A 24,369-nucleotide genomic window follows, 5' to 3' on the forward strand; every position below is an offset into this window, starting at 1 on the left:
CGTGGCAGCGCCAGCCAGGCGCGACTGACCACAACTCTCTCAAGGAGAACCAACATGGCAACCAAGTCCAAGGCCTACCGGGCCGCGGCCGAGAAGCTCGAGGCCGGCAAGTACTACACCCCCACCGAAGCGGTCGCGATCGCCAAGCAGACCGGCTCGGCGAAGTTCGACTCGACCGTCGAGGTTGCGCTGAAGCTCGGCGTCGACCCCCGCAAGGCCGACCAGATGGTGCGCGGCACCGTCATCCTTCCCCACGGCACCGGTAAGACCGCCCGCGTCATCGTCTTCGCGACCGGCCCCGCGGCCGAGGCTGCGATCGCGGCCGGCGCCGACGAGGTCGGCGGCGCCGAGCTCATCGAGAAGGTGGCCGGCGGCTACACGTCGTTCGACTCGGCCGTCTCGACGCCCGAGCTGATGGGCCAGGTCGGCCGTCTCGGAAAGGTGCTCGGCCCCCGCGGCCTCATGCCCAACCCGAAGACCGGCACCGTCACCCCCGACGTGGCCAAGGCCGTCACCGAGATCAAGGGCGGAAAGATCGAGTTCCGCGTCGACAAGCACGCCAACGTGCACTTCGTCGTGGGCAAGGCGTCGTTCTCGAACGAGCAGCTCGACGAGAACTTCACCGCGGCTCTCGACGAGGTTCAGCGCCTCAAGCCCTCGAGCGCCAAGGGCCGCTACATCCAGAAGGGCGCTGTGTCGACCACGTTCGGCCCCGGCATCCCGCTGGACGTCAACGCCCTGTAACACCTCACGTCCACGAAGAGGCCCGTCGCATGTCGGCGGGCCTCTTCTGTGCATCCGGTGGGGATCCCGGCCTCTCCTGTCGCCGGGCTCGACGACGTGACAGGATGACGGCATGGGCACCGTCGACGATTACCTCGCCACGCTCGAGCCCCGAGTCGGCGCCCTGTTCGGGCGCATCCGGGACCGCGTCTACGTGCTCGTCCCCGAGGTCGTGCAGGGAACGAGCTACGCCATGCCCGCCTACCTCTATCACGGCAAGGGGCTGCTCGCCACGATGCAGGCGGCCAAGCACCTGGCGCTCTACCCGTACAGCGGCCAGGTACTCACGGCCCTCGGACCCGACCTCGACGAGTTCTCGCACACGCAGGGAACGCTGCGGTTCTCGCTCGAGCATCCGCCCTCGGATGCCCTCGTCGACCGCATCATCCAGCTGCGCCGCGCCGAGATCGACGAGAAGCTCGCGGCGGCCGAGCGGCCCTGAGGCGCGAACCGACATTCCCGGTCACAAAGGTGGCGCGCGGGGAATGACCGTGATCGAGTGGACGTTGCCCCTCGGGGGCGCGGAAGGCGCGCCTCTGCTCCACACGAACGGATTTCACCTCCCATGCGTCGCTCTCTCCTCACCGCCCTCACGGCCGCTGCCGCTCTCACGCTCGCCCTCACCGGCTGCTCGGGTGGCGGATCGGGAACGACGGCATCCGGCTCGGGCGACGACTACGGCCTGACGAAGCCGGGCACGCTCACCGTGGCGACCGAGGGCACCTACCGGCCCTTCAGCTATCACGAGGACGGCTCGGGCGACCTGACCGGCTACGACGTCGACATCGTGAAGGCCGTCGCGAAGAAGCTCGACCTCAAGGTCACCTTCCAGGAGACCCAGTGGGACGCCATCTTCGCGGGCCTCGAGTCCGGGCGAACGGATGTGATCGCCAACCAGGTCTCCATCAACCCCGAGCGCAAGAAGAAGTACCTCTTCAGCTCGCCCTACACCGTCTCGCCCGGCGTGATCGTGGTGAAGGACTCGACGAAGGACATCTCGAGCTTCGCCGACCTGAAGGGCAAGACGACGGCGCAGTCGCTCACGAGCAACTGGTACACCCTCGCCGAGCAGAACGGCGCCAAGGTCGAAGCGGTCGAGGGCTGGGCGCAGGCCGTCGAGCTGCTCACGCAGGGCCGCGTCGACGCGACCGTCAACGACAAGCTGACCTACCTCGACTACACGAAGACCAACGGCAAGAGCGGCCTCGCGGTCGCGGCCGAGACCGACGATCCCTCACTGAACGCCTTCGCGTTCGCCAAGGACAAGAAGAAGCTCGTGGCCGCCGTCGACAAGGCGCTCGACGAACTGCGCGCCGACGGCACGCTCGCGAAGCTCGGCGAGAAGTACTTCGGAACCGATGTGTCCAAGTAGCGTCGGCGCCGCATCCGTTTCGCGTAACCTTCCTGCATGAACGACGGCCTGCAGCTCTTCCTGAATTCGTTCTGGCCGATCGTCTGGGGCGGCATCACGGGAACGATCCCGCTCGCGGTGCTCTCGTTCGTGCTCGGACTGGCGATCGCGCTCGGCATCGCCCTCATGCGCATCTCGCGCAACCGGGTGCTGTCGGGCATAGCGCGGTTCTACATCTCGGTCATCCGCGGCACACCGCTTCTCGTGCAGCTGTTCGTCATCTTCTACGGCCTGCCGTCGCTCGGAATGGTGATCGACCCCTGGCCGAGTGCGGTCATCGCGTTCTCGCTGAACGTGGGCGGCTACGGCGCCGAGATCATCCGTGCCGCCATCCTCTCCGTTCCGAAGGGACAGTGGGAGGCCGGCTTCACGATCGGCATGGGGCGAACCCTCACCCTGCGTCGCATCATCCTTCCGCAGGCGGCCCGGGTGGCGGTGCCGCCGCTGTCGAACACCTTCATCTCGCTCGTGAAAGACACCTCGCTCGCCTCCCTCATCCTCGTGACCGAGCTGTTCCGGGTGGCGCAGAAGATCGCGGCGTTCAGCCAGGAGTTCATGCTGCTCTACATCGAGGCCGCGCTCGTGTACTGGCTCATCTGCCTCGTGCTCTCGAGCGGCCAGGGCCTGCTCGAGAAGAGATTGGACCGCTATGTCGCCCACTGAGCCCAGCGACCCCGTTTCCGGCACGGATGCCGGTTCTGCGCAGGGTGGAGCTCTGCTGACGGCGAGAGGCCTGCACAAGAGCTTCGGCGGGACCGAGGTGCTGAAGGGCGTCGACCTCTCGGTGCAGCGCGGAGAAGTCGTCGTGCTCATCGGCCCGAGCGGCTCCGGCAAGACCACCGTGCTGCGCTCGCTCAACGGCCTCGAGACCCCGGATGCCGGCACTGTGAGCATCACCGGCGGGCCCGACATCGACTTCGCGCGGCCCGTCACGAAGGCGCAGCGCGCCGCCCTGCGGGATCGTTCCGCAATGGTGTTCCAGCAGCACAACCTGTTCCCGCATCGCACCGTGCTGCAGAACGTGATCGAGGGACCGGTGCGCGTGCACGGCGTTCCGAAGTCCCGGGCCGTGGCCGAGGCCGAGGCGCTCCTGGCCCAGGTGGGCCTGGCGGAGAAGAGGGATGCCTACCCGCACGAGCTCTCGGGCGGCCAGCAACAGCGGGTGGGCATCGTGCGCGCACTGGCGCTGAAGCCCGACCTGCTGTTGTTCGACGAGCCGACGAGCGCGCTGGACCCCGAGCTCGTCGGCGACGTGCTCGGCGTGATGAAGCAGCTGGCCGACGAGGGCTGGACCATGGTCGTCGTGACGCACGAGTTGAGCTTCGCCCGGCAGGTCGCCGACGACGTGCTCTTCCTCGACGGCGGCGTGATCGTGGAGAGCGGACCGCCGGCGAAGCTCTTCACCGCGCCGGAACAGGAGCGCACCCGCCGCTTCCTGGACCGCATCCTGCGCCCGCTGGACTGAGGCGCGCCGCACCTCGATCGCCGCTGAACCATTTCGTGCCCGTTGATCCGCCGGGAACGGATCAACGGCGACGAAATGGTTCAACGGCGAGAGGGGAGCCCTGCCGCGCGCGTCAGCCGACGCGGATGAGCTTCTTGTTCACGAACTCGTCGGCGCCGAGGCGTCCCATCTCGCGGCCGGTGCCGGAGCGCTTCACGCCGCCGAAGGGCAGTTCCACTCCGTCGGCGAGCACGAGGTTCACGAACACCATGCCCGCCTCGATCTGGTCGGCCACGCGCTGGGCCTGGTCGGCATCCGTCGTGTAGACGTAGGAACCGAGTCCGAACGGAACGTCGTTCGCGAGGGCGATCGCCTCCTGCTCGGAGCCCACGCGGTACACCGAGGCGACCGGGCCGAAGAACTCCTCGTGGTAGGCGTCGTTGTCGGGCGTGATGTCGGTGAGGATCGCCGGGGCGAAGTAGTTGCCGTTGCGCTCCCCGGTGGCGTGCAGTCGGGCGCCGCCCGCGACCGCGCGGTCGAGCTGGTCCTGCAACCGGTCGGCGGCGGCCGACGACGAGAGCGGGCCCAGCTTGCTCTGCTCGGATGCGGGATCGCTCGGCTGCACCGCCGACAGGGCGGCCCGGAACTTCTCGAGGAAGGGTTCGTAGAGCTCGTCGATCACGATGAAGCGCTTTGCCGCGTTGCAGGACTGCCCGCTGTTGTCGAGGCGTGCGGCAGCCGCATCCTCGACGACCTTGTCGAGATCCTCGGCCGACAGCAGGATGAACGGGTCGGAACCGCCGAGTTCGAGCACGACCTTCTTGAGGTTGCGCCCGGCGATCTCGGCCACCGCCGCACCGGCGCGCTCGGAGCCCGTGAGCGAGACGCCCTGCACCCGGCGGTCGGCGATCACGTGCTCGATCTGCTCGTTGGTGGCGTAGATGTTGACGTACGCGCCCTCGGGGAATCCGGCGTCGGAGAAGATGCGCTCGATCGCCTCGGCCGATTCCGGGCACTGGGGCGCGTGCTTCAGCAGGATGCTGTTGCCGATGATGAGGTTCGGCCCGGCGAAGCGGGCGACCTGGTAGTACGGGAAGTTCCACGGCATGATGCCGAGCAGCACGCCGAGGGGGCTGCGGCGGATGACCGCGCTGCCGTCGCCGGCAAGCAGCGAGACGGGCTCGTCCTTGAGCACGTCGGGGGAGGTGTCGGCGTAGTAGCGGTAGATGTCGGCGGCGAAGTCGACCTCGGCGTAGGCCTGCTCGAGGGGCTTTCCCATCTCGCGCACGATGATGGCGGCGAGTTCGTCGCGGCGCTCGGTGTGCAGGTCGCCGACCCGGCGCACGAGGTCGGCTCGCTCCTGCACCGTCGAAGTGCGGCCCCAGCCGCGGTAGGCGTTGTCGGCAGCGGCGATCGCGGCATCCAGCTCGGCGTCGGTGATGGTCGGATACTCCTTGATCCGCTCACCCGTCGCCGGATTGATCACTGCGTACTGGCTCATGGGAGTCCCTTCTCCGTGCGAGTCGCGGCGCGCATCTGGGTCGGATGCCGCCGGGTCGGCCTGTGGATGTCAGCCTATGCGAGTGCGGCGGGGCAATGGCGCCGGTGCGCGCCTAGGATGAAGCACCCCTCGGCGCCGCGCGGGCGCACCGTCGCGGCCCGTGCATCGGACCCAACCACGGACAGGAGCGCCGACCATGGCCCTCGAGACGGTCTTCGACCTGAACGCGCTGCTGAGCGACGAGGAGCGCGACTGGCGCCGGAAGGCGCGCGCGGTGGCCGATGAGCACATCCGCCCCGTCATCGACGCCGACTTCGAGATGGCGCACTTTCGGCGTGACGTGATCGCGCCGCTCGCCGAGGCGGGGTTCCTCGGCATGCAACTCGCCGGTTATGGCTGCGCGGGCGCCGGCGCCGTTGCCTATGGGCTCGTGTGTCACGAGCTCGAGGCGGCCGACAGTGCCTGGCGCACCTTCGTCTCGGTGCAGGGCTCGCTCGCCATGTCGGCCATCCACACGCACGGGTCCGAGCAGCAGAAGGCGCATTGGCTGCCGCGCATGGCACGCGGTGAGGCGATCGGATGCTTCGCCCTCACCGAGCCCTCGGGCGGCAGCGATCCCGCGGCGATGACCACGCGGGCCCGCCGGGACGGTGAGCACTGGATCATCGAGGGGCAGAAGCGCTGGATCGGTCTCGCGTCGATCGCCGACATCGCCGTGGTCTGGGCGAAGGACGACGACGACGTCGTGCGCGGCTTCCTCGTGCCCACCGAGAGCGAGGGCTTCACCGCACGGGTCATCGAGGGCAAGCTCTCGATGCGCGCCTCCATCCAGTGCGATGTCGAGCTTGCCGGCGTGCGAGTGCCCGCCGCGGCGATGCTCCCGAAGGCCCGTGGGCTCTCCAGTCCGTTCGCCTGTCTCAACGAGGCACGCTACGGCATCGTGTGGGGAGCGATGGGTGCTGCGGCATCCTGCATCGAGGCGGCGATCGAGAGGGCCGTGACGCGCGAGGTGTTCGGCGCGCCCATCGGCGCGAGGCAACTCGTGCAGGCCACGCTCGCCGACATGGCCGTCGAGTACGAGAAGGGCATGCTGCTCGCGCTGCACCTCGGCCGCCTGAAGGAGCGCGGTGAGCTCACGCCCGCGCAGATCAGCGTCGGCAAGCTCAACAGCGTTCGGGAGGCCCTCGCCATCGCGCATGAGGCCAGGGCGCTGCTCGGAGGGGATGGCATCACCGACGCGTATCCCGTGATGCGCCATGCCGCCAACCTCGAGGCGGTGCGCACCTATGAGGGCACCGACGAGATCCACCAGCTCGTGCTCGGCCGGGCGCTCACCGGCCTGTCGGCGTTCTCCTGAGCGGTGGATGAGGGACCCGCCGCGCGGGTCACCCTGAAACGTCCGTGCCAGGATCCCTCAACTCGGCACGAGCGTGTTCACTTCAGGGTGCGCGCCGCGCGGCGGGCGTTGCGAGGCTCACGAGGTCCGGGTGAGCCGTGGCTTCAGCTCGCTGGCGAAGAAATCGATGAAGCCATCGGGATCTGGGCCGGCGTTCTGAAGAACGACGTGATCGAAGCCGGCATCCGTGAACTGGCTGATCACCTCGAGGTGACGGGCGACGTCGGGGCCGCAGGCGAACTGTTCGAGCAGGTCCTCCTCGCGCACGGTCGCACTCGCCGCCTCGAAGTTCACGGGGTTGGGCAGCTCTGCCATCACCTTCCAGCCGGTGACGGCCCAGCGGGACGTCTTGTAGAGCGCTTCGACCGCCTCCTTCTGGGTCGGCGCCCAGGCGAGCGGAGCTTCGCCGTACACGGGGCCGGAGCCACCCGCTTTCGCGAAACCGTCGACGAGTTCGGCATCCGGATCAACGGCGAAGAGGCCGTCGCCCAGTTCGGCGGCGAGCCGAACGGATGCCGGACCGCTCACGGCCACGGCGATGGCAGGCAGTTCCTCAGGAAGGTCGAACACCCGGGCATCCTCGATGCGCAGGTGCTTGCCGGTGTAGTTCTGGTAGCCGCCCTTCCAGAGAAGGCGGATGATCTCGAGGGCCTCGCGGAAACGCTCGTGCCGTTCATGCACCCCCGGGAATCCGGTGCCGATGATGTGCTCGTTGAGTCGTTCACCGGCGCCGACGCCGAGCGTGAAACGACCCTCGCTGATGAGTGCGAGCGTCGCCGCAGCCTGCGCGATGATCGCGGGGTGGTACCGCACGCTCGGGCACGTGACGCCCGTGGCAAGGCCGAGGGTGCTCGTCTTCGCGGCGATCGCACCGAGCACGGTCCACGCGAACGGGGAGTGGCCCTGCACGTCGAGCCACGGGTGGTAGTGATCGCTGATCTCGACGAAGTCGAACCCGGCCTCCTCGGCCCGCACGGCTTGGCGGATCAGCTCGGCGGGTCCGTAACCCTCTGCCGCAAGCTTGTATCCGATCTGCATCTGCGTTCTTCCCGACGTGTGAGCCGATATCGACGGTACGCGGCTGATGGATGCGGACAAGCCGCTTGCCATCCGTTCCCGGAGCCGGGAGAATGGCGCGGCACACTCCCGCTCCGTGTTCTCCGACCGAGAAGCGAGGCGATTCTCTGCGCCGCGCCGGTCCGGGGCGCGCCCACACGGCGGTTCGCGTCGAATCGCCTCGCTTTTCGGAATGTCCTCGCTTCTCGGCCGGGTGCCTCAGTTGATGCCGGGGATGTGCAGCCAGCCGAGGGTGAGGATGAGCCAGACCGCGAGCAGGATGATCGCGGCGATGCTGAGTGCGGAGCGCGCGCGTCCGAGCACCAGGGCGATGACGAGCACGATGAGCGTGATGATGCCGAGGGTCACCGCGCCGAACGGGATGCCGGGCAGGAACAGCGCCAGCAGGAACAGCGCCGAGGCGATGATCTCGATGACGCCGATGATGGAGGTTCCGCGGCCGCGCACCCGCAGGATGCCGTCGATGAGGGCGAGCACGCCGCCGATGATTGCGAAGAGGAGGAGCCAGGACAGGGCGATCACTGCAGTTCCTTCGTTCTGTGAGGGATGGGTGCTCCTCCGGTGTCGGGGAGCCCGCTCACGGTACCGGCAAGCGACAGCGGCGCGCTGAGGCTTGCATCCGGCCGCGTCGCCCTGCTAACGCGACCCCCGGCCGAGGCAGCCAGAGGCTGAGGGGCGTGCTGCGTGGTGTCGAGTCAGCCCCTGCCGCATCCGACGGGCTTCGGCTACTGTCGAAGGCAGCCCGGCCGACGGCGGGCACGACCGACGGGGGTGACGATGGGCTCGAAGAGCATGACCGGCGTTGCGGCTGCGGCGATCGCAGCCGTTCTGTTGTTGGCGGGATGCGGGTCCTCGGGCCCGGCGAGCCCCACCTCCACGGCCACGCACCGCAGTTCGAGCACTCCGAAGCCCACCTCCACCGCGTCTACGGCAACACCGACGCCCACGCCAGGTGCCTCCGGCACGCCGGCGCCGGACGCCTCCGGTGGCGGTGCTGCCGGACAGTCCAAGGCCGATGCCTGCGCCATCATGACGGGCGCCATCGATCAACTGGACGAGAGCGGCGTGCCCACCGACGCCACCGACTCCGACGCGTCGGTGGATTCGATCATCGACGAGTCCGAAAAGAAGATCGCCGACGCCGCCGCATCCGTCACGAATGCCGACGTCAAGCCGGCCGCGCAGAAGGCGTCCGACGCCACCCGCACCTACTACGAGTTCTTGCGCACGGTCCTCTCCGACCCCGATGCGGCGGCAACGGCCGACTTCACCGACCAGGTGACCGCGTACTCCACGAGCATGGACGAGCTGCAGACGATCTGCAGCGGCTGAGTTCTTCTGCGGTCGAGCCTGTTCAGGAACGGCCGGTAGGGTGCTGCCCGTGACCGCCAGCCACCCGTCCAGCATCCGCCTCGCGACTCCCGCCGACACCGATGCGCTCGCAGAGCTCGCGGAGGCGACGTTCGCCCTCGCCTGCCCACCCGGAACCACGCCCGACGCCGTCTCGGCATTTCTCGCGGCGAACCTCTCCGGCGAGCACTTCGCCCGCTACCTCGCCGAGCCGCACCGCACCATCGTCGTCGCGGAGCACGGGGGAGCCGCCGTCGGCTACAGCATGCTCGTCTTCGGCGAGCCGTACGATGCGGATGCGGCCGCCGCGATCAGAATCCGGCCAACGGTCGAGCTGAGCAAGTTCTACACGCGGGCGCAGGCCCACGGTTCGGGTATCGCGGCGCTGCTCATGTCGGCCACCCTCGACGCGGCCCGCGAACGCGACGCGGTCGGCATCTGGCTCGGCGTGAACGAGCAGAACGCTCGCGCCATCCGCTTCTACGAGAAGAACGGCTTTCAGAGGGTGGGCGCGAAGCGCTTCCTCGTCGGCGAGCGCCTCGAGAACGACTTCGTCATGGAGAGGCCCCTCAACTGACGCCGCTCACGTCTGCATGCCCGCGAGCACCCCGCGCGGCAGCAGAATGAGGGTATGAACGCGTCGAGGCCCATCGCACGCCGTGCCTTCGTGGTCGGCACAGCGGGTGCGAGTCTCGCCCTGCTGAGCGGATGCTTCGGGCCGACGACCCGGCCCACGACGCCCGCCTCGCCCACCCCGACCGGAACGCCGACACCGACGGGCACTCCGACACCCGTTCCGCAGCCCGCAGCCATGGTGCGCTCGCGCTGGAGCAGCGACCCGTTCGCGCGTGGCGCGAGCAGCTACCCCGCCGTCGGCTCGACGAGCACGAATCGCATCGACCTGGCCGCACCCGTGAAGGACCGGCTGTTCTTCGCCGGGGAGGCGACCTCCAGCGAGCACCCCGGAACGCTCGGCGGCGCCGCGGAGTCCGGTGAGCGCGCCGCGCGGGAGGTCTCCAACGTCGCCGGAACCGGTGAGCGCATCGGGGTGATCGGCGCGGGTCTGGCCGGCCTGACCGCCGCGGCGGCGCTGAGGGCGGCCGGCTACGACGTCGTCGTCATCGAGGCGCGCGATCGGCTCGGCGGTCGCATCTCGACGGCTCGTCCCAACGGCTGGCCCTCTCCAGTGGAGCTGGGGCCATGGACACTGCCACCCGAGCAGAACTCGGTCCGCGGGCAAGCGGAGGCGGCGGGCGTCACGTTCGCCGACCTGCTTCGCCGTGACGAGGTGCGCACCGCCACGCGGGCGGTGGTGGCGGTGAACCCCCTCGGCGCGCAGGCGGTGGCGACCGCGGTGGAGTTCTCGGGCACCCGGCCCCATGACCTCACCCTTGCGACGGCGCTCGCCGCATCCGGAGCCGGCACACTCTCCTCCACGCCGGAGGAGTCCGGCGTCGCGCCGGCCGACTGGCTCGCGTACGACCTGGCGGTCAACGTCGAGACCCGAACCACGGGAGCCGCCGACCGGCTCTCGGCCTGGAACGGCGGCGCGGCCCAGCCGGGCGATGACATCGGCACGATCCTGCCGCAGACCGGCGGCTACGACGACCTGATCGCAGAGCTGGCGAAGGATCTCGACGTGCTCACCACGAGCGCGGTCACCCGCATCGCGTACACGGCCTCCCGCGTGAGCATCCGACTCGCGCGCGGGGAGTCACTCGGCGTCGATCGTGCCATCGTCACCGTGCCCCTCGGGGTGCTGAAGACCGACACCATCCGCTTCGCTCCGGAACTGCCGACCGAGAAGGCGCGTGCCATCGCCGTGCTGGGCATGGGGGCGCTGGATCGCGTGTGGCTGCGCTACGACGAGCCGTTCTGGTCGACGGATGCGACCGTGCTCGCGACGGTCGGCAGCGGGCATACGGTCGCGCACTGGGTGAACCTGCTGCCGTTGACGGGCGAGCCGGTGCTCGCCGGCACCGTCGCCGCGAACCATGCGCGCTCGCTCGCACGGCTCGACGACGGCGCGGCCCTCGCGGCCGTTCTGCCGAGCCTTGAGCCCTACCTGGCCTGAACCGAATCCCGCCCCGACCGGCCGTGCTGCTGGTCGGTCGCGGGGGCGGCCGCGGCAGGCTCGCCGACCGGAGCCCCGACCCGAGCCCCGGCATCCGGGCTCATCGGGTCACGCGCAGGCAGGCAGCGGCGCCGGCTCACCCCGGCAAGCGCTGCGGTCAGGGAGACCATGATCACGAGCACGAGGGCGCACCAGCCGGCGATCTCGAGGGGACCGCTCACCTGCAACGGGTCGAGGAAGAAGTACGGGTACCAGCCCACGATCTCGCCGCGCAGCAGGGTGCACGCGAGCCACACGGCGGGGAACGGCAGGCTCCAGGCCAGCGCCCGCCACGGGATCGCGACGGCGGGGGGTGCCAGGAATCGGTCGACGAGCCAGTCGAGCAGGGCCGCGGCGGGAACCACGAAGTGCAGCAGCACGTCTGACCAGGGAACCTCGATGCGGTAGTCGCGACTCGAGGCCTGCGCCACGATGATGGCGAAGACGCCGCCCGAGAGCAGCAGGTGCGTCAGCACGACGGTGCGCAGGGTGGCGAGGGCCGGTCGCTCCGCGCGGCCCCGCGCGGCGATGACCCCGGTGACGGCGAAGACCGGCACCGCCGCGAACGCGGTCTGGATGGTGAAGTACCAGAAGAAGTTCGCCGTTCCGAAGGCGCTGAAGCCGAGCACGTAGGCGAGGTTGCCGAGAATCGCCACGAGTTCGAGCGCCGCGAGGCCGATGCGCCACCCGCCCAGGATGCGCCGAACGCCGGCTTGGGCTCGGGGATGCGCGAACAGTGTTGACGCTGACGGCGCACTCGTTCCGTGGGGCTGGGGGCGCCTCCCACGTTCCGGCATGCCTCAACGCTAATCGGCCGCCGAGCCCCGCCCTGTACGCGGGCTGTGTTCGCGGCCGCGCGCATCCGATGAACGCGGATCCGGCGAGATCACGCCGTGGCCGACGCAGGATGGCGGCGCGACGCACGCCACGCGATCGCGGTCGTGCCGAAGGCCGACAGCAGGAAGACGACGGCGAGAACGAGCCAGCCGCCCGTACCCGCGGCGATGGCTGCCGTGATGAGGATGGGAGCGAGCATGGAGCCGAGGTTGAAGCCCATCCCGAAGACGCCCTGGTATGCGCCGGGTGCCCGCGGGTCGGCCAGTTCGAAGCTCAGCCCCCATCCGCCCGCCTGGGACATGACCTCGGCGAACGCGTGGGCGATGGCCGCTGCGACCAGCAGCGCGATGGCGGCGATCACCATCTGCCCGGAGGCGGCGAGATAGAGCACGCACGCGGCGGCCATGAGGATTCCCGCCCAGCCGGTCACGGTGCCGGCGCGGCGCACGTCGTGCGTGCCCCGCGACAGCGGCACCTGGAAGACGATGACGATGATCGTGTTGAGGATGAGCAGCACCGAGACCACGACCGTCGGCGCCGCGGTGTCGTGCGCGATCCAGAGTGGCACGCCGATCTCGGCGAGTCCGAACTGCATGCCGAAGATGGCGCTGAGAGCGGTGACGGCCAGGTAGCGGGCGTCGCGCCACGGTGACGCGCTCTGCCGTCGCGCCTTCTCCGCACCGTCGGCGCGTTCGCGCGGGGCAGCGTCGACGCGTCGCGGCAGGCGCCGCAGGATTCCCGTGCCGGCCAGGAAGACGACGGCGGCCGCCACCATGACCACGCGGTAGGCGGTCGGCGTGTTCAGCAGCAGTGCCAACCCGCCGATGGCGGCTCCCACGCCGATGGCGATGTTCGTGACCGTCCGCAGGATGGCCCGCGCGTTCACGCGGGCGCCGCCCTCGAAGGCACGCGCCACGATCGCCATGCGCGTCGCGTTACCGGCGGAATCGAACACGCCCACCACGCAGGCGAGGGCGAGGGCGAACGGGAACGTCGTCGTGAAGACGTAACCGCCGAGGCCCACTCCCTCGACGATCATGCAGACCATGAGCATGCGACGCGCGCTGAGTCGGTCGGCGAGGTGGCCGGCCACCCCGGAGGAGACGACGCCGAGCGCGCTGGAGGCCGCCATCATCACGGCGACCTGCAGCGGCGAGAGCCCGACCACGAGCGTGAAGTAGAGCACGGTGACCGAGAGGAAGATCCCTCGGCCGACGCGGCCGATGAGCGTTGAGAGCACGAGCACGCGCAGCACGGGATCGGCCACCGACGCTCGCACGCGGGAGTTCCACGCCGAACGCGTGGCGGCGCCGCCGCCCGGTCGGCTGTCGAGCGCTGCCTCCGCGGCAGCCTCGGCCGCAGCATCGATGGCTGGGAGGGATCCGGTGGTCGCGTCTGGCACACTGCGACTCTGCCCGGGCGCGACCTCGAGCGGTATTGATGTAGCGTTCTTCTACATGTTGCGCTACCAGCTCAGCGAGTCGGATGTGGGCGGCGTGCGATTCGGGGTCTCGCCGCTGTGCGAACTGGGACTCTCGCTCCGCGCCATTCGGGAGCCTTCCGCATTCCCGCTGCAGTTGCCCTGGCTGCGTCGCACCGAGGAGGCCCGCTCCGCGCTCGACCTGCGCACCCTCATGGCGCTCATCGACGACCGGTTGTGGACGCCGGACTTCCTGAACCCCCGGCCGGCCTCACCACTGACCCGCATCGACGACGAGTTCGCCCAGCTGGCACGCACGCCGGCCGAGGTGGTGGAGCGCGACCTCGTCGCCGTGCACGGACGCATCCCGGAGCAGCTGGGTTCGACCGCCGAAGAGGCGCTGCGGAACACCCTCCGTGCGTTGGAGCGATTGTGGGAGAGCTGCTTCGAACCGTACTGGCCCCGGATGCGGTCGGTGCTCGAGGCCGACATCGTCTACCGCGGCCGGGCGCTCGCGCAGGGAGGACTCTCGACGATGCTCAACGAGATCGCGCCGAGCGTCTCCTTCTCGGCGGGAGTCGTCTCGGTCCAGATGCGCGATCCGCGCGACCGCAGCTATCCGACCGATGGCGCTGGCCTCACCCTCGTGCCGACGATGTTCACGCGACGCGCATCGGCCCCCGTCGGGTCGGGGCCGCCCATGATCATGTACACGGCCCGCGGTCAGGGTGCGCTCTGGGAGACCGAACGGGTGGCCAACCCCGGGGCCCTGGCCAACGTGCTGGGAGAGGTGCGCGCGAGCCTGCTGACCGCGCTCGCCGAGCCGGCGTCGTCGACGGAGCTCGGCGTGCGGTTCGACGTGAGCACCTCCGCCGTCAACCAGCACCTGCGGGCGCTTCGGGATGCGGGACTGCTCTCGTCCACCCGCTACGGCCGCAGCGTGCTCTACGTGCGCAGTGAACTCGGAGAGGCGCTGCTCGCCGGCCGGTGCCTGAGCCTCGGCGCCCTGCGTGCTCACCGGTCGCCGTCCCTCACTCGTCCGCGATGCGGATGACCACCTTTCCGCGCACGTGTCCCTCCTCCACGGCCCGCTGGGCGTCGGCGGCCTCGTCGAGCTCGAAGACCCGGCTCACGTGGACGCGGGCCTCACCGGCGGCGAGCACATCGGCGATCTCGGCGAGCACTCGTCCGTCGGCGGGCACGTTGAAGCCGGTCGCGATCACCCCCGCCTGTTCGGCCTCCTGCGCCATACCGGGCCAGCTGCCGGTCGGCGCGTTCACGAGCAGGCCGCCCGGTCGCAGCACCTTCAGTGATCGCGTGCCGGTCTCGTCCTTGACGTTTCCGATCAGGTCGATGACGACGTCGAGGTCGCGCACGACCTCCTCGAAGCGCTGGGAGCCGTAGTCGATCGTCTCGTCGGCGCCGAGTTCCCGCACGAAGTCGGCGTTGCGTGCCGAACACGTCGCGATCACGGAGGCTCCGGCCCGCTTGGCGAACTGAACGGCGAAGTGGCCGACGCCTCCCGCGCCCGCGTGCACCAGCATCCGCATGCCCGAGGAGGCATGCGCGAGCCTCATCACCATTCCCCACGCCGTCATGGCCGCGACCGGAACTGCCGCAGCCTCGACGTGGCTCAGTTGCCCGGGCTTCACGGCGAGGGCCGTGCTCGCTACGGTGACGTACTCGGCGAAGCTGCCGCCCACCCTCGGCACGCGACCCATGCCGAACACCGGTGTTCCGGGAGGGAACGGATGCCGTGCGTACGGCACCGCCTCCACGACTCCCGAGAAGTCGCTCCCGCCGATGAACGGCCAGGTCGTGATCGCCGCAGCCGCGCCCTTGCCGGCGCGGGTCTTCACGTCGATCGGATTCACGCTCGCGGCCACCACCCGCACGAGCACCTCATCCGAGATGCGCAGCGGACGCGGAACGTCGGCGACGTGCACCTCCTCCGCGCCTCCGGTGCGATCGATCACGACTGCGCGCATCGTCTCTGCCATGCCTTCCTTCCACACCTGAACCGCCCGATTCGGGAGCCCCTGGTCGACGAACGGGGCCCTCCTCAGCGTGCGATCCACTCCGCCACGGTGGAACGCAACGCTGCGGTCTGGGCGGCCTGTCCGTCGTCGCGTGCCGGGAGCACGGTGAGCGGTGCGTTCAAGCCTCCCGCCCACTGCTCGGCCACGGGCAACGGATGAGCGGGGTCGCGGGGCGCCGCGATCACCGCACTCGGAACGGCGAGGCCGGCGAGTTCGGTGAGATCGCTGAACGCCCGGTTGCGCGGGATCTCCACGAGCCGCATCGCCCGCTCCCGGGCGAGGGGATAGCCGAACTGGGCGAGCAGGCCGCTCGCGCCGAGGGCGGAGACGGCACGCACGTCGTGGTAGATGCCGGTCTCGCGAAAGCGCGCGGCGCCCTCCGTCGCGCCCAGGTCATCGAGGAGCTGTCCGATGACGGCGAAGGGCACGAGGTTGGCGGGCAGGGGCACGTCGGTGAACGAGGGCCGCACGAACAGGACGCGCTCCACCGGCACCCGCCCGGCTATGGCGATGCGCAGGGCGATCGCCGCCCCCATCGAGACTCCGATGAGGGTCAGCGGTTCCGGGTCCGCGGCGCCGTCGAGCTCTTCCAGCGAGCTCGCCGGATGCCACGCGGTATCCGAGAGATCGTGCTCCGCCTCGAGGGCCAGACTCTCCAGGGCGAAGTCCGATGGGTTGCCCACGAGCGGCGACGACCCGTGAGCGCGCACGTCGGGCGCCCGCACCCGCGCCCGGCTGGGCAGGGCCGGCCCGAACAGGTCGAGCATGTAGCGGCGCTGCGAACCGAGGCCGTGGATGAGCGCGATTCTCACGTGACCAGTCTCGCGTACCCACGCGGGCGATCCGCGGGATCGCCGCTCTCCATGCCGGGAGAGGCTCAGCGCGAGGTGATGGCGTGCAGTTCGTCGATGAGCGCGTCGGCGAGGCGCACGAGCATCTCGATCTGGTCTTCGTCGCGGTCGACCCAGCGGCACTGCGGTTCGTCGTTCACCGGAACGAAGTCGGAGTGCTGCTCCCAGACCACGAGCGTACGCTCGGCTCCGAGCACGTACTGCTGCCACCACACCTGACGCAGGTACGTGCGCGGAATGCTGCGCCAGGGCTTGTTCGTGGTCTTGATCTCGGCGAGCTCGACGTGGCCCGTCGGCCGCACGACGATGCCGTCGGGGGTCGCCAAGTGGCGGGTCTCGCGTTCGGCGTGGAACAGGGTGCTGCTGGAGATGATGCCGTGCTCCCGCAGCACCCACTGCGCGATCACCGGTTCGCGCGTGCGGCCGTGGTCGGTGTAGGGATTCCCGCCGAAGTTGGTGCCGTTCAGCTTCTCCCACGCGGCGTTCCGGATCGACTTGGCGGTCGCGAGCTTGGCCACATCCGTCGCCGTGATGCCTCGGGAACGTGCCTTCAGCCAGGCGACCCGGTTGTTCGCATCCGCGACGATGCGATCCAGGTGCGGATGCCGCACGGGAGCACTCTGTGGAGCGGGACGCAACGACGGATGCGACGCCGGAAGGGGGAGCAGCGGAGCCGACTCGACCTCGTCGAACAGGTCGAGCAGCACATCGGTCACCCCTCCATTCTGACCCCCGACGGCGACATCCGGCGCCACGGCGCTCGCGGGTCGCGCACAACCCGGTGATACGCGAAGCAGCGCCGGGCGAACCTCAGAGCGCGCGGGCGAGGGCGTCCAGGCCGTCGGGCGAGAGCACGTGGTCGATGGCGAGCATTCCCGCGCCGCGCACCGCGGCATCCCCGGCAGCGACCGACTGCACGATGGTGAGGTGCTCGGTGGCGAGGGGCATCGAGCGCGTGTAGACCATCTCGCGCACTCCGGCGATGAGGTGCTCGCCCACGCGGGCCATCGAGCCGCCGAGCACGATGACCGACGGATTGATGAAGCTCACCGCCGCCGTCAGCACCTCCCCGATGTCGCGACCGGCCTGGCGCACGGCCTGGATCGCCTGCAGGTTGCCCCGCTTCACGAGCTCGACCACATCGGCGCCGGTCTGCGCCTGGACACCGGCCTCGCGCAGCGCGCCGGCGATCGCCGGCCCCGACGCGAGCGCCTCCAGGCAGCCCTCGTTGCCGCAGTGGCAGTACACCCCCGCTCCCCGCGAGACCCGCACGTGCCCCATGTCACCGGCGATGCCTTGGGCCCCCCGCTGCAGCCGTCCGTCGGAGATGATGCCCGACCCGATTCCGGTGGCGACCTTGACGAACATGAGGTGCTCGGTGTTGGGCCAGGCGACGGAGCGCTCGCCGAGGGCGGAGATGTTCACGTCGTTGTCGACGAGCACGGGCACCTCGAGGTGCCGCTGCATCCAGCCGGGAATGTCGAAGCCGTCCCACCCGGCCATGATCGGAGGATTCGAGGGCCTGCCGGTGGAATGCTCCACCGGTCCGGGAACGCCGATGCCCACGGCCGCGACGTCCGCCCGGGATCGTCCCAGCTGCTTCAAGAGGCGCAGGCTCGCCTCGGTGAGCCACGACAGCACGGTCTCGGGACCGCTCGTGATGTCCATCTCCTCCGAGTGCTCGGCGAGCAGCGTGCCGGTGAGGTCGGTGATGCCGACCGTCGCGTGGGAGGCGCCGAGGTCGGCACCGATCACCAACCGGGCCTGTGGACGAAGGGCGAACCGCGACGGCGGCCGTCCGCCGGTGCTGAGCGCATCGCCGACTGGGCCGATGAGGCCGAGCGACATGAGGGAGTCGACGCGCAGTGCGATGGTCGACCGGGCCAGGCCGGTGATGCTCGCCAGCTCGGCGCGCGTGCGGGGGTGGCCGTCGCGCAGCAACTGGAAGAGCTCCCCGGCGGCTGCCGCCGAGGGAGCGCCTGCCCGGCTGGTGTCGACCATGGCAAACAACATAGCGCTTCGACCGAAGTCCCTCGGTGATTTGTTTCTCCTACAGGTGACTTTTGTCTAATGCTTGACAGAAGTCGGCGGCGCTGTGCCACTATGTCTCCATGACAACGGATGTCATGGCCCCTGCGAGCGTGATGCGCGCGGCATTCCTGGGGGGCGGCTTCATGGCCGCCGTGCACTCGAGGGCGGCCAGGGCTGCTCGGGCCACGCTCGCCGGAGCCGCCTCGTCCTCTCCCGAGCGGGCGGTTCGGGCGGCGAACGCGCTCGGAATCGACCGGGGATTCGACTCGGTCGAGGAACTCGTCTCCGCCGAGGGCATCGATGTCGTGCACGTGTGCACGCCGAACGCGCTGCACGCCGAGATGACGCTCGCCGCCATCGCCGCGGGCAAGCACGTCATCTGCGAGAAGCCGCTCGCGACCTCCGTCGCCGACGCCGAACGCGTCGTCGCAGCCGCCCGCGAGGCCGGGGTGCTCGGAACGGTGCCGTTCGTCTACCGCTTCCATCCGCTCGTGCGGGAGGCGCGCGACCGAATCGCCCGCGGCGAACTGGGGCGCATCCTCTCGGTCGACGGTGCCTACCTGCAGGACTGGCTGGCCGATCCGGGCGCGGATGACTGGCGGGTCGACGTCGCGAGCGGCGGCCCGTCGCGCGCCTTCGCCGACATCGGCTCGCACCTGTGCGATCTGATCGAGTTCGTCTCGGGCGAGCCCATCGTGCGGCTCGTCGCGAGTGCGCGCACGGTCTACGCCGACCGCGCCCGCACCGAGAACGTCGCCACGGAGGACGTGGTGGCGCTCGTCGTCGAGCTCGCCGGCGGCGCCCTCGGGAGCCTGCTCGTCTCACAGGTGGCGCAGGGGCGGAAGAACAGCCTCGTGTTCGAGCTCTCGGGCACGGATGCTGCGGTGCGCTTCGACCAGGAAGCGCCGGACACCCTGTGGCTCGGGGGCCCGGGCGCGTCCCGCGTGCTCAGCCGCGGCGACGAGCTCTCGGCCGATGCGGCCCGGCTCTCCCTCGTTCCGCCCGGGCACCCGATGGGGTACCAGGACGCCTTCAACGCCTTCGTCGCCGACAGCTACGCGGCGATGAGGGGAGCGGAGCCGCCTGACGGGCTCCCGACGTTCGAGGATGGCCTGCGTGCCGTGCGCGTGACCGCCGCCGTACTCGCCTCGGTGCGCAGCGGTGGCTGGGTCGAGGTGGCGTCATGAGCGGGGCGCCCGTGCTCACCGCATCCGGACTCTCGAAGAGCTTCTTCGGCGTTCCCGTGCTGCGCGGCGTCGGGCTGTCTCTCTACCCCGGTAGCGTGCATGGCCTGGTCGGCGAGAACGGCGCGGGCAAGTCGACCTTCATGAAGATCCTGGCCGGCGTGCACCAGGCCGATGCGGGAACGATCACCCTGGGTGGCGAGGACGTCGCCTTCACGCATCCGGTGCAGGCGATGAAGGCCGGACTGGCAACCGTCTTCCAGGAGTTCACCCTGCTTCCCGAACGCAGTGTCGCCCAGAACGTCTTCCTGGGCCGGGAGCCGAGACGACGAGGGCTCCTCGACCGCGCCGGCATGGAACGGGCCACACGGGAGCTGCTGGAGGGCATCGGCATCGCGGGCATCGACCCGACGGCACGGGTGGGCGGCCTCACGGTCGCCGAGCAGCAGATCGTCGAGATCGTCAAGGCGCTCTCCTACGACGCCCGGGTGATCCAGATGGACGAGCCGACGGCCGCGCTCGCCGATCACGAGGTCGAGCTGCTCTACGCCATCATCCGCCGTTTGCAGGCGCGCGGGGTCGCGGTGCTCTACGTCTCGCATCGCCTCGCCGAGGTCTTCGAGCTGTGCGACACCATCACCGTGCTGAAAGACGGCGCGCTCGTCTCCAGCGGACCGGCATCCGGCATCGACACGAACGAGCTCGTGCGGCGGATGGTGGGAAGGCCCATCTCCACGTACTACCCCGCCGTCGCGGACGACACCGTGCTCGGAGAGCCGGTGCTCTCGCTGAAGGATGCCGGGAACGACTTCGTCGACGGCATCGACCTCGAGGTGCGTTCGGGAGAGGTCGTCGGCGTCGCCGGTCTGCAGGGCAGCGGTCGCACCGAACTCGCCGAGGCGATCTTCGGTGCTGCACCCTTCACCCGGGGAACGCTCACGCTCGACGGGCGCGTTCGCCGCATCGCACGCCCGCGGGATGCGGTGCGCGCGGGCGTCGTGCTCGTCACCGAGGATCGCAAGGCGCAGGGCCTCGCCCTCAACCAGTCGGTGCTCGACAACGCCCTGCTCGCGGTGCGTGGAGTGTTCAGCCGCCGCACGGCGGCCGCTCGCCGGGACGTGCCGGGTGTGCTCGCCTCCCTGCGGGTCGCAGCGCAGGGCCTCGACCAGGAGGTGCAGTTCCTCTCGGGCGGCAACCAGCAGAAGGTCGTTCTCACGAAGTGGCTGATGGTGGCGCCGCGCGTGCTGCTGATGGACGAGCCGACGCGCGGCATCGACGTGGGCGCGAAGGTCGCCGTGTACGACCTCATGCGCAGGCTCAGCGCGGACGGCGTCGCCATCCTCATGATCTCCTCGGAGCTGCCGGAGCTTCTCGGCATGTCCGATCGCATCCTCGTGCTGCGTGACGGGCGCATCGCCGCAGAGCTTCCCGCGGCCTCCGACGAGGAGACCGTGCTGGCGGCGGCGACCGGCGCCCTGAGCATGGGAGAGCGCTCGTGAACCCCGCCGGAAGGCGCCGGCGTCGCCTCGACGCGACGTGGATCGTCGGCATCGCCCTGGTCGCGGTGATCCTCATCGGGGCGGTTCTCGTGGCCTCCGCAGGCCGCAACTTCTTCAGCCCCGGCAACATCCGCGACATCCTCACGGGCATGAGCGTGCTCGGCTTCGTCGCCATCGGGCAGACCCTCGTCATCCTGTGCGCATCGCTGGACCTCTCGGTGCCCTACGTCGTGAGCCTCTCGAGCCTCATCGCCGCCGAGGCCATGCGCGGCGACGCGGGCAGGATCCTTCCCGCATTGCTGCTCGTGCTCGCGGTGGCGGCGGCGATCGGGCTCGTCAACGGGCTCATCGTCACGCGACTGCACGTGAACGGCTTCATCGCGACGCTCGGCGTCGGCCTCATCATCAAGGGCTACCTCGACACCGTCTACCAGGGAACGGCGGGCGAGGTGCCGTGGGCGTTCCAGCTCATCGGCGCCACAGGGCTCGGCCCGGTGCCCGTCTCGACGATCATCATGCTCGTCGTGGCCGCGCTCGTGGGCCTCTTCCTGGCCCGTACTCGCACCGGCAACCACATGTACGCCGTCGGCGGCAACGAGCACGTCGCCCGGCTCTCCGGCATCCACACGAGCCGTCCGCTCATCGTCGCCCACGTGCTGTGCTCGATCTGCGCGGCGCTCGCCGGCCTGCTGCTGGCCAGCCGGCTCGGCGTGGGAAGCCCGACCGTGGGAACGCAGGGCGGATACGACCTGCTCTCCATCGCGGCCGTCGTGCTCGGAGGCACGCTGCTCATGGGCGGCCGGGGCTCGGTCTGGGGCACCATCGGCGGCGTGGCCATCTTCGCCGTCGTCGACAGCGTGATGAGCGTTCTGCAGGTCAATCCATTCCTCAAGGACGTCGTGCGCGGCGTCGTGATCGTGGCCGCCGTCGCGGTCTACACCAGCCGCAGCGTGCATCGACGCCGGGCGCGCTTCGGCGGGAGCGGTGGTGTGCCGGATGCCTCCACCTCACGCGTCGGCGAGTCCGAGCATCTTCCCCCGGTCGTGCAGGGCGGAGGCGCATCATGAGCATCGCACCCAAGGCACAGCGCGGCTTCGGTGCAGGACTGGCCCACCTGGGTCGCGTGCTGATCAGCCCGCGCGGTGCGGTCTTCCTGCTGCTGATCGTGCTCCTCGTCGCGATCACCGTCTACAACCCGCACTTCGCCGAGCCCTCCCAGTTCATCCGGTTCATCCAGCGGGTCGCGCCCATCGCCATCGCCGCCATCGGGCAGTACTTCGTGATCGTCGGCGGCGAATTCGACCTGTCCATGGGGTCCGTCGTGACCGCCCAAGTCGTCATCGCCGGCAACCTCGTGGGGCAGGACGAGTCCAAGGCCCTCCCGGTGCTCGCGCTCATGCTCGTCTTCGGCGCACTCATCGGGCTCGTGAACGGCCTCGTCGTCGTGCTGCTCAAGGTGCCATCCTTCATCGTCACCCTCGGCATGATGCTGGCGCTGCTCGGCGGGGTGCTCTGGTGGACCGGAGGAGCGGCCACCGGCAATCCGGCCGACAACTTCCGCCAGATCGGCCGAGGCGGCATCCGTGACGTGCCGGTGCTCGAGATCATCCCGTACTCGGTGATCGTTCTCGCGGTCGTGCTGGCTGCCGCCATCTGGTTCGCCCGGCGGCCCTTCGGGCGCACGATCCTCGCCCTCGGCGACAACCCGACGACGGTGCGGTACTCGGGTGCACGCGTTGGCCGGGTGAAGGTGAGCACCTTCATCATCTCCGCCCTCGCTGCGAGCATCGCCGGCGTGCTTCTCGTCGGTTATGCCGGCGTGCATCCGTCGGTCGGCCGCGGCTACGAGTTCATCGCCATCACGGCGGTCGTGCTCGGCGGAGTGACGCTCGGAGGAGGGCGTGGCTGGGTCGTTGCCGCCGCCGCCGGGGCGTTCGCCCTCGAGGCGCTGTTCACCCTGCTGAATTTCGCGGGCGTCCCCTCGACGTCGCGCGACGCGATCCAGGGCGTGATCATCATCATCGCGGTGGCCTACGCCGCATCCGATTTCCGGTCGCGCCGTCGCGGGCGCGCCCCAGAGGCTTCTCCGGCACCGGAGAAGGAGCCGGAGCCGCAGGGCCCGGCCCGACCTGCAGTCCACTCCCTCGTCAGCGAGGGTTCAGAACACACAACCAAAGGAGGTTTGTGATGCGACGCAGATATACCGTGGCGTCGGCCATGGTCGGCGCGCTCGCGCTGTTCGCACTGGCCGGATGCACGACGGATCCGAACGTGAGCGCGCCCTCGGGCCAGCCCAGCGCCGAGGAGGAGGTCGACTGGTTCGACCAGGACCTCTACGACAAGCAGGACGCGGAGCGGGACGTCGTTCCCGAGGGGCCGGAGGGCAAGCCGTACCTGCAGTACATCAACGCCGAGATGGTCGACACCTCGAAGTTCACGAGCCCGGGAGCCAAGAAGGCCTGCTTCGCCAACGCCTCCATCTCCAACCCCTGGCGCCAGACCGGGTGGATCACGATGAACGAGCAGCTGAAGCAACTGCAGCAGCAGGGCCTCATCTCCGAGATGGAGACCCGCGACGCGCAGGACAGCGACGACACGCAGATCGCCGACATCGACTACTTCATCGATGAGGGCAACTGCGACGTCTTCCTCATCTCGCCCAACTCGACGGCGGCCATGACGCCGGCGGTGCAGCGCGCGTGCGACACCGGCAAGCCGGTGATCGTCTTCGACCGCGGCGTCAAGACCGACTGCCCCGTCACGTTCATCCACCCGATCGGGGGCTTCGCGTGGGGAATCGACACTGCCGAGTTCCTCATCGACAACCTCGAACCGGGCAGCAAGGTCGTGGCCCTGCGCATCCTTCCGGGTGTCGACGTGCTCGAACAGCGCTGGGCGGCGGCGAAGAAGCTGTTCTCCGAGAACGACATCACGGCGGCGGACTACTTCACCGGCGCCGACCCGGCCGAGATCAAGAAGATCATCTCGGACGAACTGGCCAAGGGCGATGTCGACGGAGTCTGGATGGATGCGGGCGATGGAGCGGTCGCGGCCATCGAGGCGTTCGAGGATGCCGGCGTCGACTACCCCGTCATGACGGGGGAGGACGAGCTCAGCTTCCTGCGCAAGTGGAAGGAGACCGGCCTGAACGGCCTGGCACCGGTGTACTCCAACTTCCAGTGGCGCACGCCGCTGCTCGCGGCCTCGATGATCTTCCAGGGCCAGCAGGTGCCGAGCGAATGGGTGCTGCCGCAGAGTCCGATCACCGCCGGAGAACTCGACGAGTTCCTGGCCGCCAACGACGGCATGCCCGACGGGCACTACGCCAAGTTCGGCGGAGAGGACCTGCTGGGATATCCCACGGTCTGGCAGCAGCGCCAGATTCCGTAGCCGAGCGCGCCGGTTCCCGGTCCCTGTCGAAGAGCCCGGGAAC

General features: G+C 69.7%; 25 protein-coding genes. 15 read left to right on the forward strand and 10 right to left on the reverse strand.

Annotated features, from left to right (window positions below; all coding sequences use genetic code 11):
- Window positions 1-54 precede the first annotated feature (54 nt).
- The 5 genes from rplA to WDJ51_RS12390 all read left to right on the forward strand — a co-directional run bounded on the left by rplA (window position 55) and on the right by WDJ51_RS12390 (window position 3,659).
- Complete coding sequence (gene rplA / locus WDJ51_RS12370) at window positions 55-744, forward strand: 50S ribosomal protein L1 (RefSeq protein ID WP_337852754.1); 690 nt, start codon at window positions 55-57, stop codon at window positions 742-744.
- Window positions 745-856: 112 nt separating this feature from the next.
- The gene (locus tag WDJ51_RS12375) at window positions 857-1,225 is read left to right on the forward strand and encodes an iron chaperone (protein ID WP_337852755.1); all 369 of its coding nucleotides are present in this window, start codon (window positions 857-859) and stop codon (window positions 1,223-1,225) included.
- Between the two features lie 123 nt (window positions 1,226-1,348).
- Entirely contained in the window at window positions 1,349-2,155 is an 807-nt protein-coding gene (locus tag WDJ51_RS12380; protein ID WP_337852756.1) for an amino acid ABC transporter substrate-binding protein, read from the forward strand.
- 36 nt (window positions 2,156-2,191) lie between these two features.
- The gene (locus WDJ51_RS12385; RefSeq protein ID WP_337852757.1) at window positions 2,192-2,857 is read left to right on the forward strand and encodes an amino acid ABC transporter permease; all 666 of its coding nucleotides are present in this window, start codon (window positions 2,192-2,194) and stop codon (window positions 2,855-2,857) included.
- Window positions 2,844-3,659: an amino acid ABC transporter ATP-binding protein gene (locus tag WDJ51_RS12390; RefSeq protein ID WP_337852758.1), complete on the forward strand. Its 816-nt coding sequence runs from the start codon at window positions 2,844-2,846 to the stop codon at window positions 3,657-3,659. The genes WDJ51_RS12385 and WDJ51_RS12390 overlap by 14 nt, the downstream gene beginning before the upstream one ends.
- A 112-nt stretch (window positions 3,660-3,771) precedes the next feature.
- Here WDJ51_RS12390 and WDJ51_RS12395 read toward each other — a convergent pair whose 3' ends face one another.
- On the reverse strand, window positions 3,772-5,139 hold the full coding sequence (locus WDJ51_RS12395) for an NAD-dependent succinate-semialdehyde dehydrogenase (protein WP_337852759.1): 1,368 nt from the start codon (window positions 5,137-5,139) through the stop codon (window positions 3,772-3,774).
- A 196-nt stretch (window positions 5,140-5,335) separates the two neighbouring features.
- On the opposite strand from WDJ51_RS12395, the gene WDJ51_RS12400 reads away from it, so the two are divergent.
- Complete coding sequence (locus WDJ51_RS12400) at window positions 5,336-6,496, forward strand: acyl-CoA dehydrogenase family protein (protein WP_337852760.1); 1,161 nt, start codon at window positions 5,336-5,338, stop codon at window positions 6,494-6,496.
- 117 nt (window positions 6,497-6,613) lie between these two features.
- On the opposite strand, the gene WDJ51_RS12405 is transcribed toward WDJ51_RS12400, so the two are convergent.
- The 3 genes from WDJ51_RS12405 to WDJ51_RS12415 form a co-directional block, all read right to left on the reverse strand.
- The gene (locus tag WDJ51_RS12405) at window positions 6,614-7,573 is read right to left on the reverse strand and encodes a TIGR03557 family F420-dependent LLM class oxidoreductase (protein ID WP_337852761.1); all 960 of its coding nucleotides are present in this window, start codon (window positions 7,571-7,573) and stop codon (window positions 6,614-6,616) included.
- A gap of 237 nt (window positions 7,574-7,810) precedes the next feature.
- The gene (locus WDJ51_RS12410) at window positions 7,811-8,134 is read right to left on the reverse strand and encodes a hypothetical protein (RefSeq protein WP_337852762.1); all 324 of its coding nucleotides are present in this window, start codon (window positions 8,132-8,134) and stop codon (window positions 7,811-7,813) included.
- 203 nt (window positions 8,135-8,337) lie between these two features.
- Entirely contained in the window at window positions 8,338-8,559 is a 222-nt protein-coding gene (locus tag WDJ51_RS12415; protein WP_337852763.1) for a hypothetical protein, read from the reverse strand.
- 82 nt (window positions 8,560-8,641) lie between these two features.
- On the opposite strand from WDJ51_RS12415, the gene WDJ51_RS12420 reads away from it, so the two are divergent.
- The 3 genes from WDJ51_RS12420 to WDJ51_RS12430 are packed head-to-tail and all read left to right on the forward strand — an operon-like array spanning window position 8,642 to window position 11,036.
- Window positions 8,642-8,944 (forward strand): hypothetical protein, encoded by a 303-nt coding sequence (locus WDJ51_RS12420; RefSeq protein WP_337852764.1) that lies wholly within the window; start codon window positions 8,642-8,644, stop codon window positions 8,942-8,944.
- 49 nt (window positions 8,945-8,993) lie between these two features.
- Window positions 8,994-9,539: a GNAT family N-acetyltransferase gene (locus WDJ51_RS12425; RefSeq protein WP_337852765.1), complete on the forward strand. Its 546-nt coding sequence runs from the start codon at window positions 8,994-8,996 to the stop codon at window positions 9,537-9,539.
- Between the two features lie 54 nt (window positions 9,540-9,593).
- Complete coding sequence (locus WDJ51_RS12430; protein ID WP_337852766.1) at window positions 9,594-11,036, forward strand: flavin monoamine oxidase family protein; 1,443 nt, start codon at window positions 9,594-9,596, stop codon at window positions 11,034-11,036.
- On the opposite strand, the gene WDJ51_RS12435 is transcribed toward WDJ51_RS12430, so the two are convergent.
- The gene (locus WDJ51_RS12435) at window positions 11,024-11,872 is read right to left on the reverse strand and encodes a Pr6Pr family membrane protein (RefSeq protein ID WP_337852767.1); all 849 of its coding nucleotides are present in this window, start codon (window positions 11,870-11,872) and stop codon (window positions 11,024-11,026) included. The two genes, WDJ51_RS12430 and WDJ51_RS12435, sit on opposite strands and share 13 nt — an antisense overlap.
- An 89-nt stretch (window positions 11,873-11,961) precedes the next feature.
- Window positions 11,962-13,314 carry an MFS transporter gene (locus WDJ51_RS12440; RefSeq protein WP_337852768.1) on the reverse strand — a complete coding sequence of 451 codons (1,353 nt, stop codon included), beginning with the start codon at window positions 13,312-13,314 and terminating at the stop codon, window positions 11,962-11,964.
- Window positions 13,315-13,369: 55 nt separating this feature from the next.
- Here WDJ51_RS12440 and WDJ51_RS12445 point away from each other — a divergent pair, with 55 nt between their 5' ends.
- Entirely contained in the window at window positions 13,370-14,386 is a 1,017-nt protein-coding gene (locus tag WDJ51_RS12445) for an ArsR/SmtB family transcription factor (protein ID WP_337852769.1), read from the forward strand.
- Here WDJ51_RS12445 and WDJ51_RS12450 read toward each other — a convergent pair.
- The 4 genes from WDJ51_RS12450 to WDJ51_RS12465 all read right to left on the reverse strand — a co-directional run bounded on the left by WDJ51_RS12450 (window position 14,364) and on the right by WDJ51_RS12465 (window position 18,223).
- Complete coding sequence (locus WDJ51_RS12450; RefSeq protein ID WP_337852770.1) at window positions 14,364-15,332, reverse strand: NADP-dependent oxidoreductase; 969 nt, start codon at window positions 15,330-15,332, stop codon at window positions 14,364-14,366. The genes WDJ51_RS12445 and WDJ51_RS12450 overlap by 23 nt on opposite strands.
- A gap of 62 nt (window positions 15,333-15,394) precedes the next feature.
- Complete coding sequence (locus WDJ51_RS12455) at window positions 15,395-16,183, reverse strand: alpha/beta fold hydrolase (protein WP_337852771.1); 789 nt, start codon at window positions 16,181-16,183, stop codon at window positions 15,395-15,397.
- 65 nt (window positions 16,184-16,248) lie between these two features.
- Entirely contained in the window at window positions 16,249-16,860 is a 612-nt protein-coding gene (locus WDJ51_RS12460; RefSeq protein WP_337852893.1) for a YqaJ viral recombinase family protein, read from the reverse strand.
- A 172-nt stretch (window positions 16,861-17,032) separates the two neighbouring features.
- Window positions 17,033-18,223: an ROK family transcriptional regulator gene (locus WDJ51_RS12465; RefSeq protein WP_337852772.1), complete on the reverse strand. Its 1,191-nt coding sequence runs from the start codon at window positions 18,221-18,223 to the stop codon at window positions 17,033-17,035.
- 110 nt (window positions 18,224-18,333) lie between these two features.
- Here WDJ51_RS12465 and WDJ51_RS12470 point away from each other — a divergent pair, with 110 nt between their 5' ends.
- The 5 genes from WDJ51_RS12470 to WDJ51_RS12490 are packed head-to-tail and all read left to right on the forward strand — an operon-like array spanning window position 18,334 to window position 24,326.
- A complete protein-coding gene (locus WDJ51_RS12470) occupies window positions 18,334-19,440 on the forward strand; it encodes a Gfo/Idh/MocA family protein (RefSeq protein ID WP_337852773.1) in 1,107 nt (368 codons plus the stop codon).
- Complete coding sequence (locus tag WDJ51_RS12475; protein ID WP_337852774.1) at window positions 19,437-20,936, forward strand: sugar ABC transporter ATP-binding protein; 1,500 nt, start codon at window positions 19,437-19,439, stop codon at window positions 20,934-20,936. The genes WDJ51_RS12470 and WDJ51_RS12475 overlap by 4 nt, the downstream gene beginning before the upstream one ends.
- Window positions 20,933-22,003, forward strand: coding sequence for an ABC transporter permease (locus tag WDJ51_RS12480; protein WP_337852775.1), 1,071 nt, complete (start codon window positions 20,933-20,935; stop codon window positions 22,001-22,003). Before WDJ51_RS12475 ends, WDJ51_RS12480 begins: the two co-directional genes overlap by 4 nt.
- Window positions 22,000-23,124: an ABC transporter permease gene (locus WDJ51_RS12485; protein WP_337852776.1), complete on the forward strand. Its 1,125-nt coding sequence runs from the start codon at window positions 22,000-22,002 to the stop codon at window positions 23,122-23,124. The genes WDJ51_RS12480 and WDJ51_RS12485 overlap by 4 nt, the downstream gene beginning before the upstream one ends.
- Complete coding sequence (locus WDJ51_RS12490) at window positions 23,124-24,326, forward strand: substrate-binding domain-containing protein (RefSeq protein WP_337852777.1); 1,203 nt, start codon at window positions 23,124-23,126, stop codon at window positions 24,324-24,326. Before WDJ51_RS12485 ends, WDJ51_RS12490 begins: the two co-directional genes overlap by 1 nt.
- The last annotated feature ends 43 nt before the right edge of the window (window positions 24,327-24,369 follow it).

The organism is Rathayibacter sp. YIM 133350 (genome assembly GCF_037404875.1).
GTDB lineage: Bacteria > Actinomycetota > Actinomycetes > Actinomycetales > Microbacteriaceae > Orlajensenia.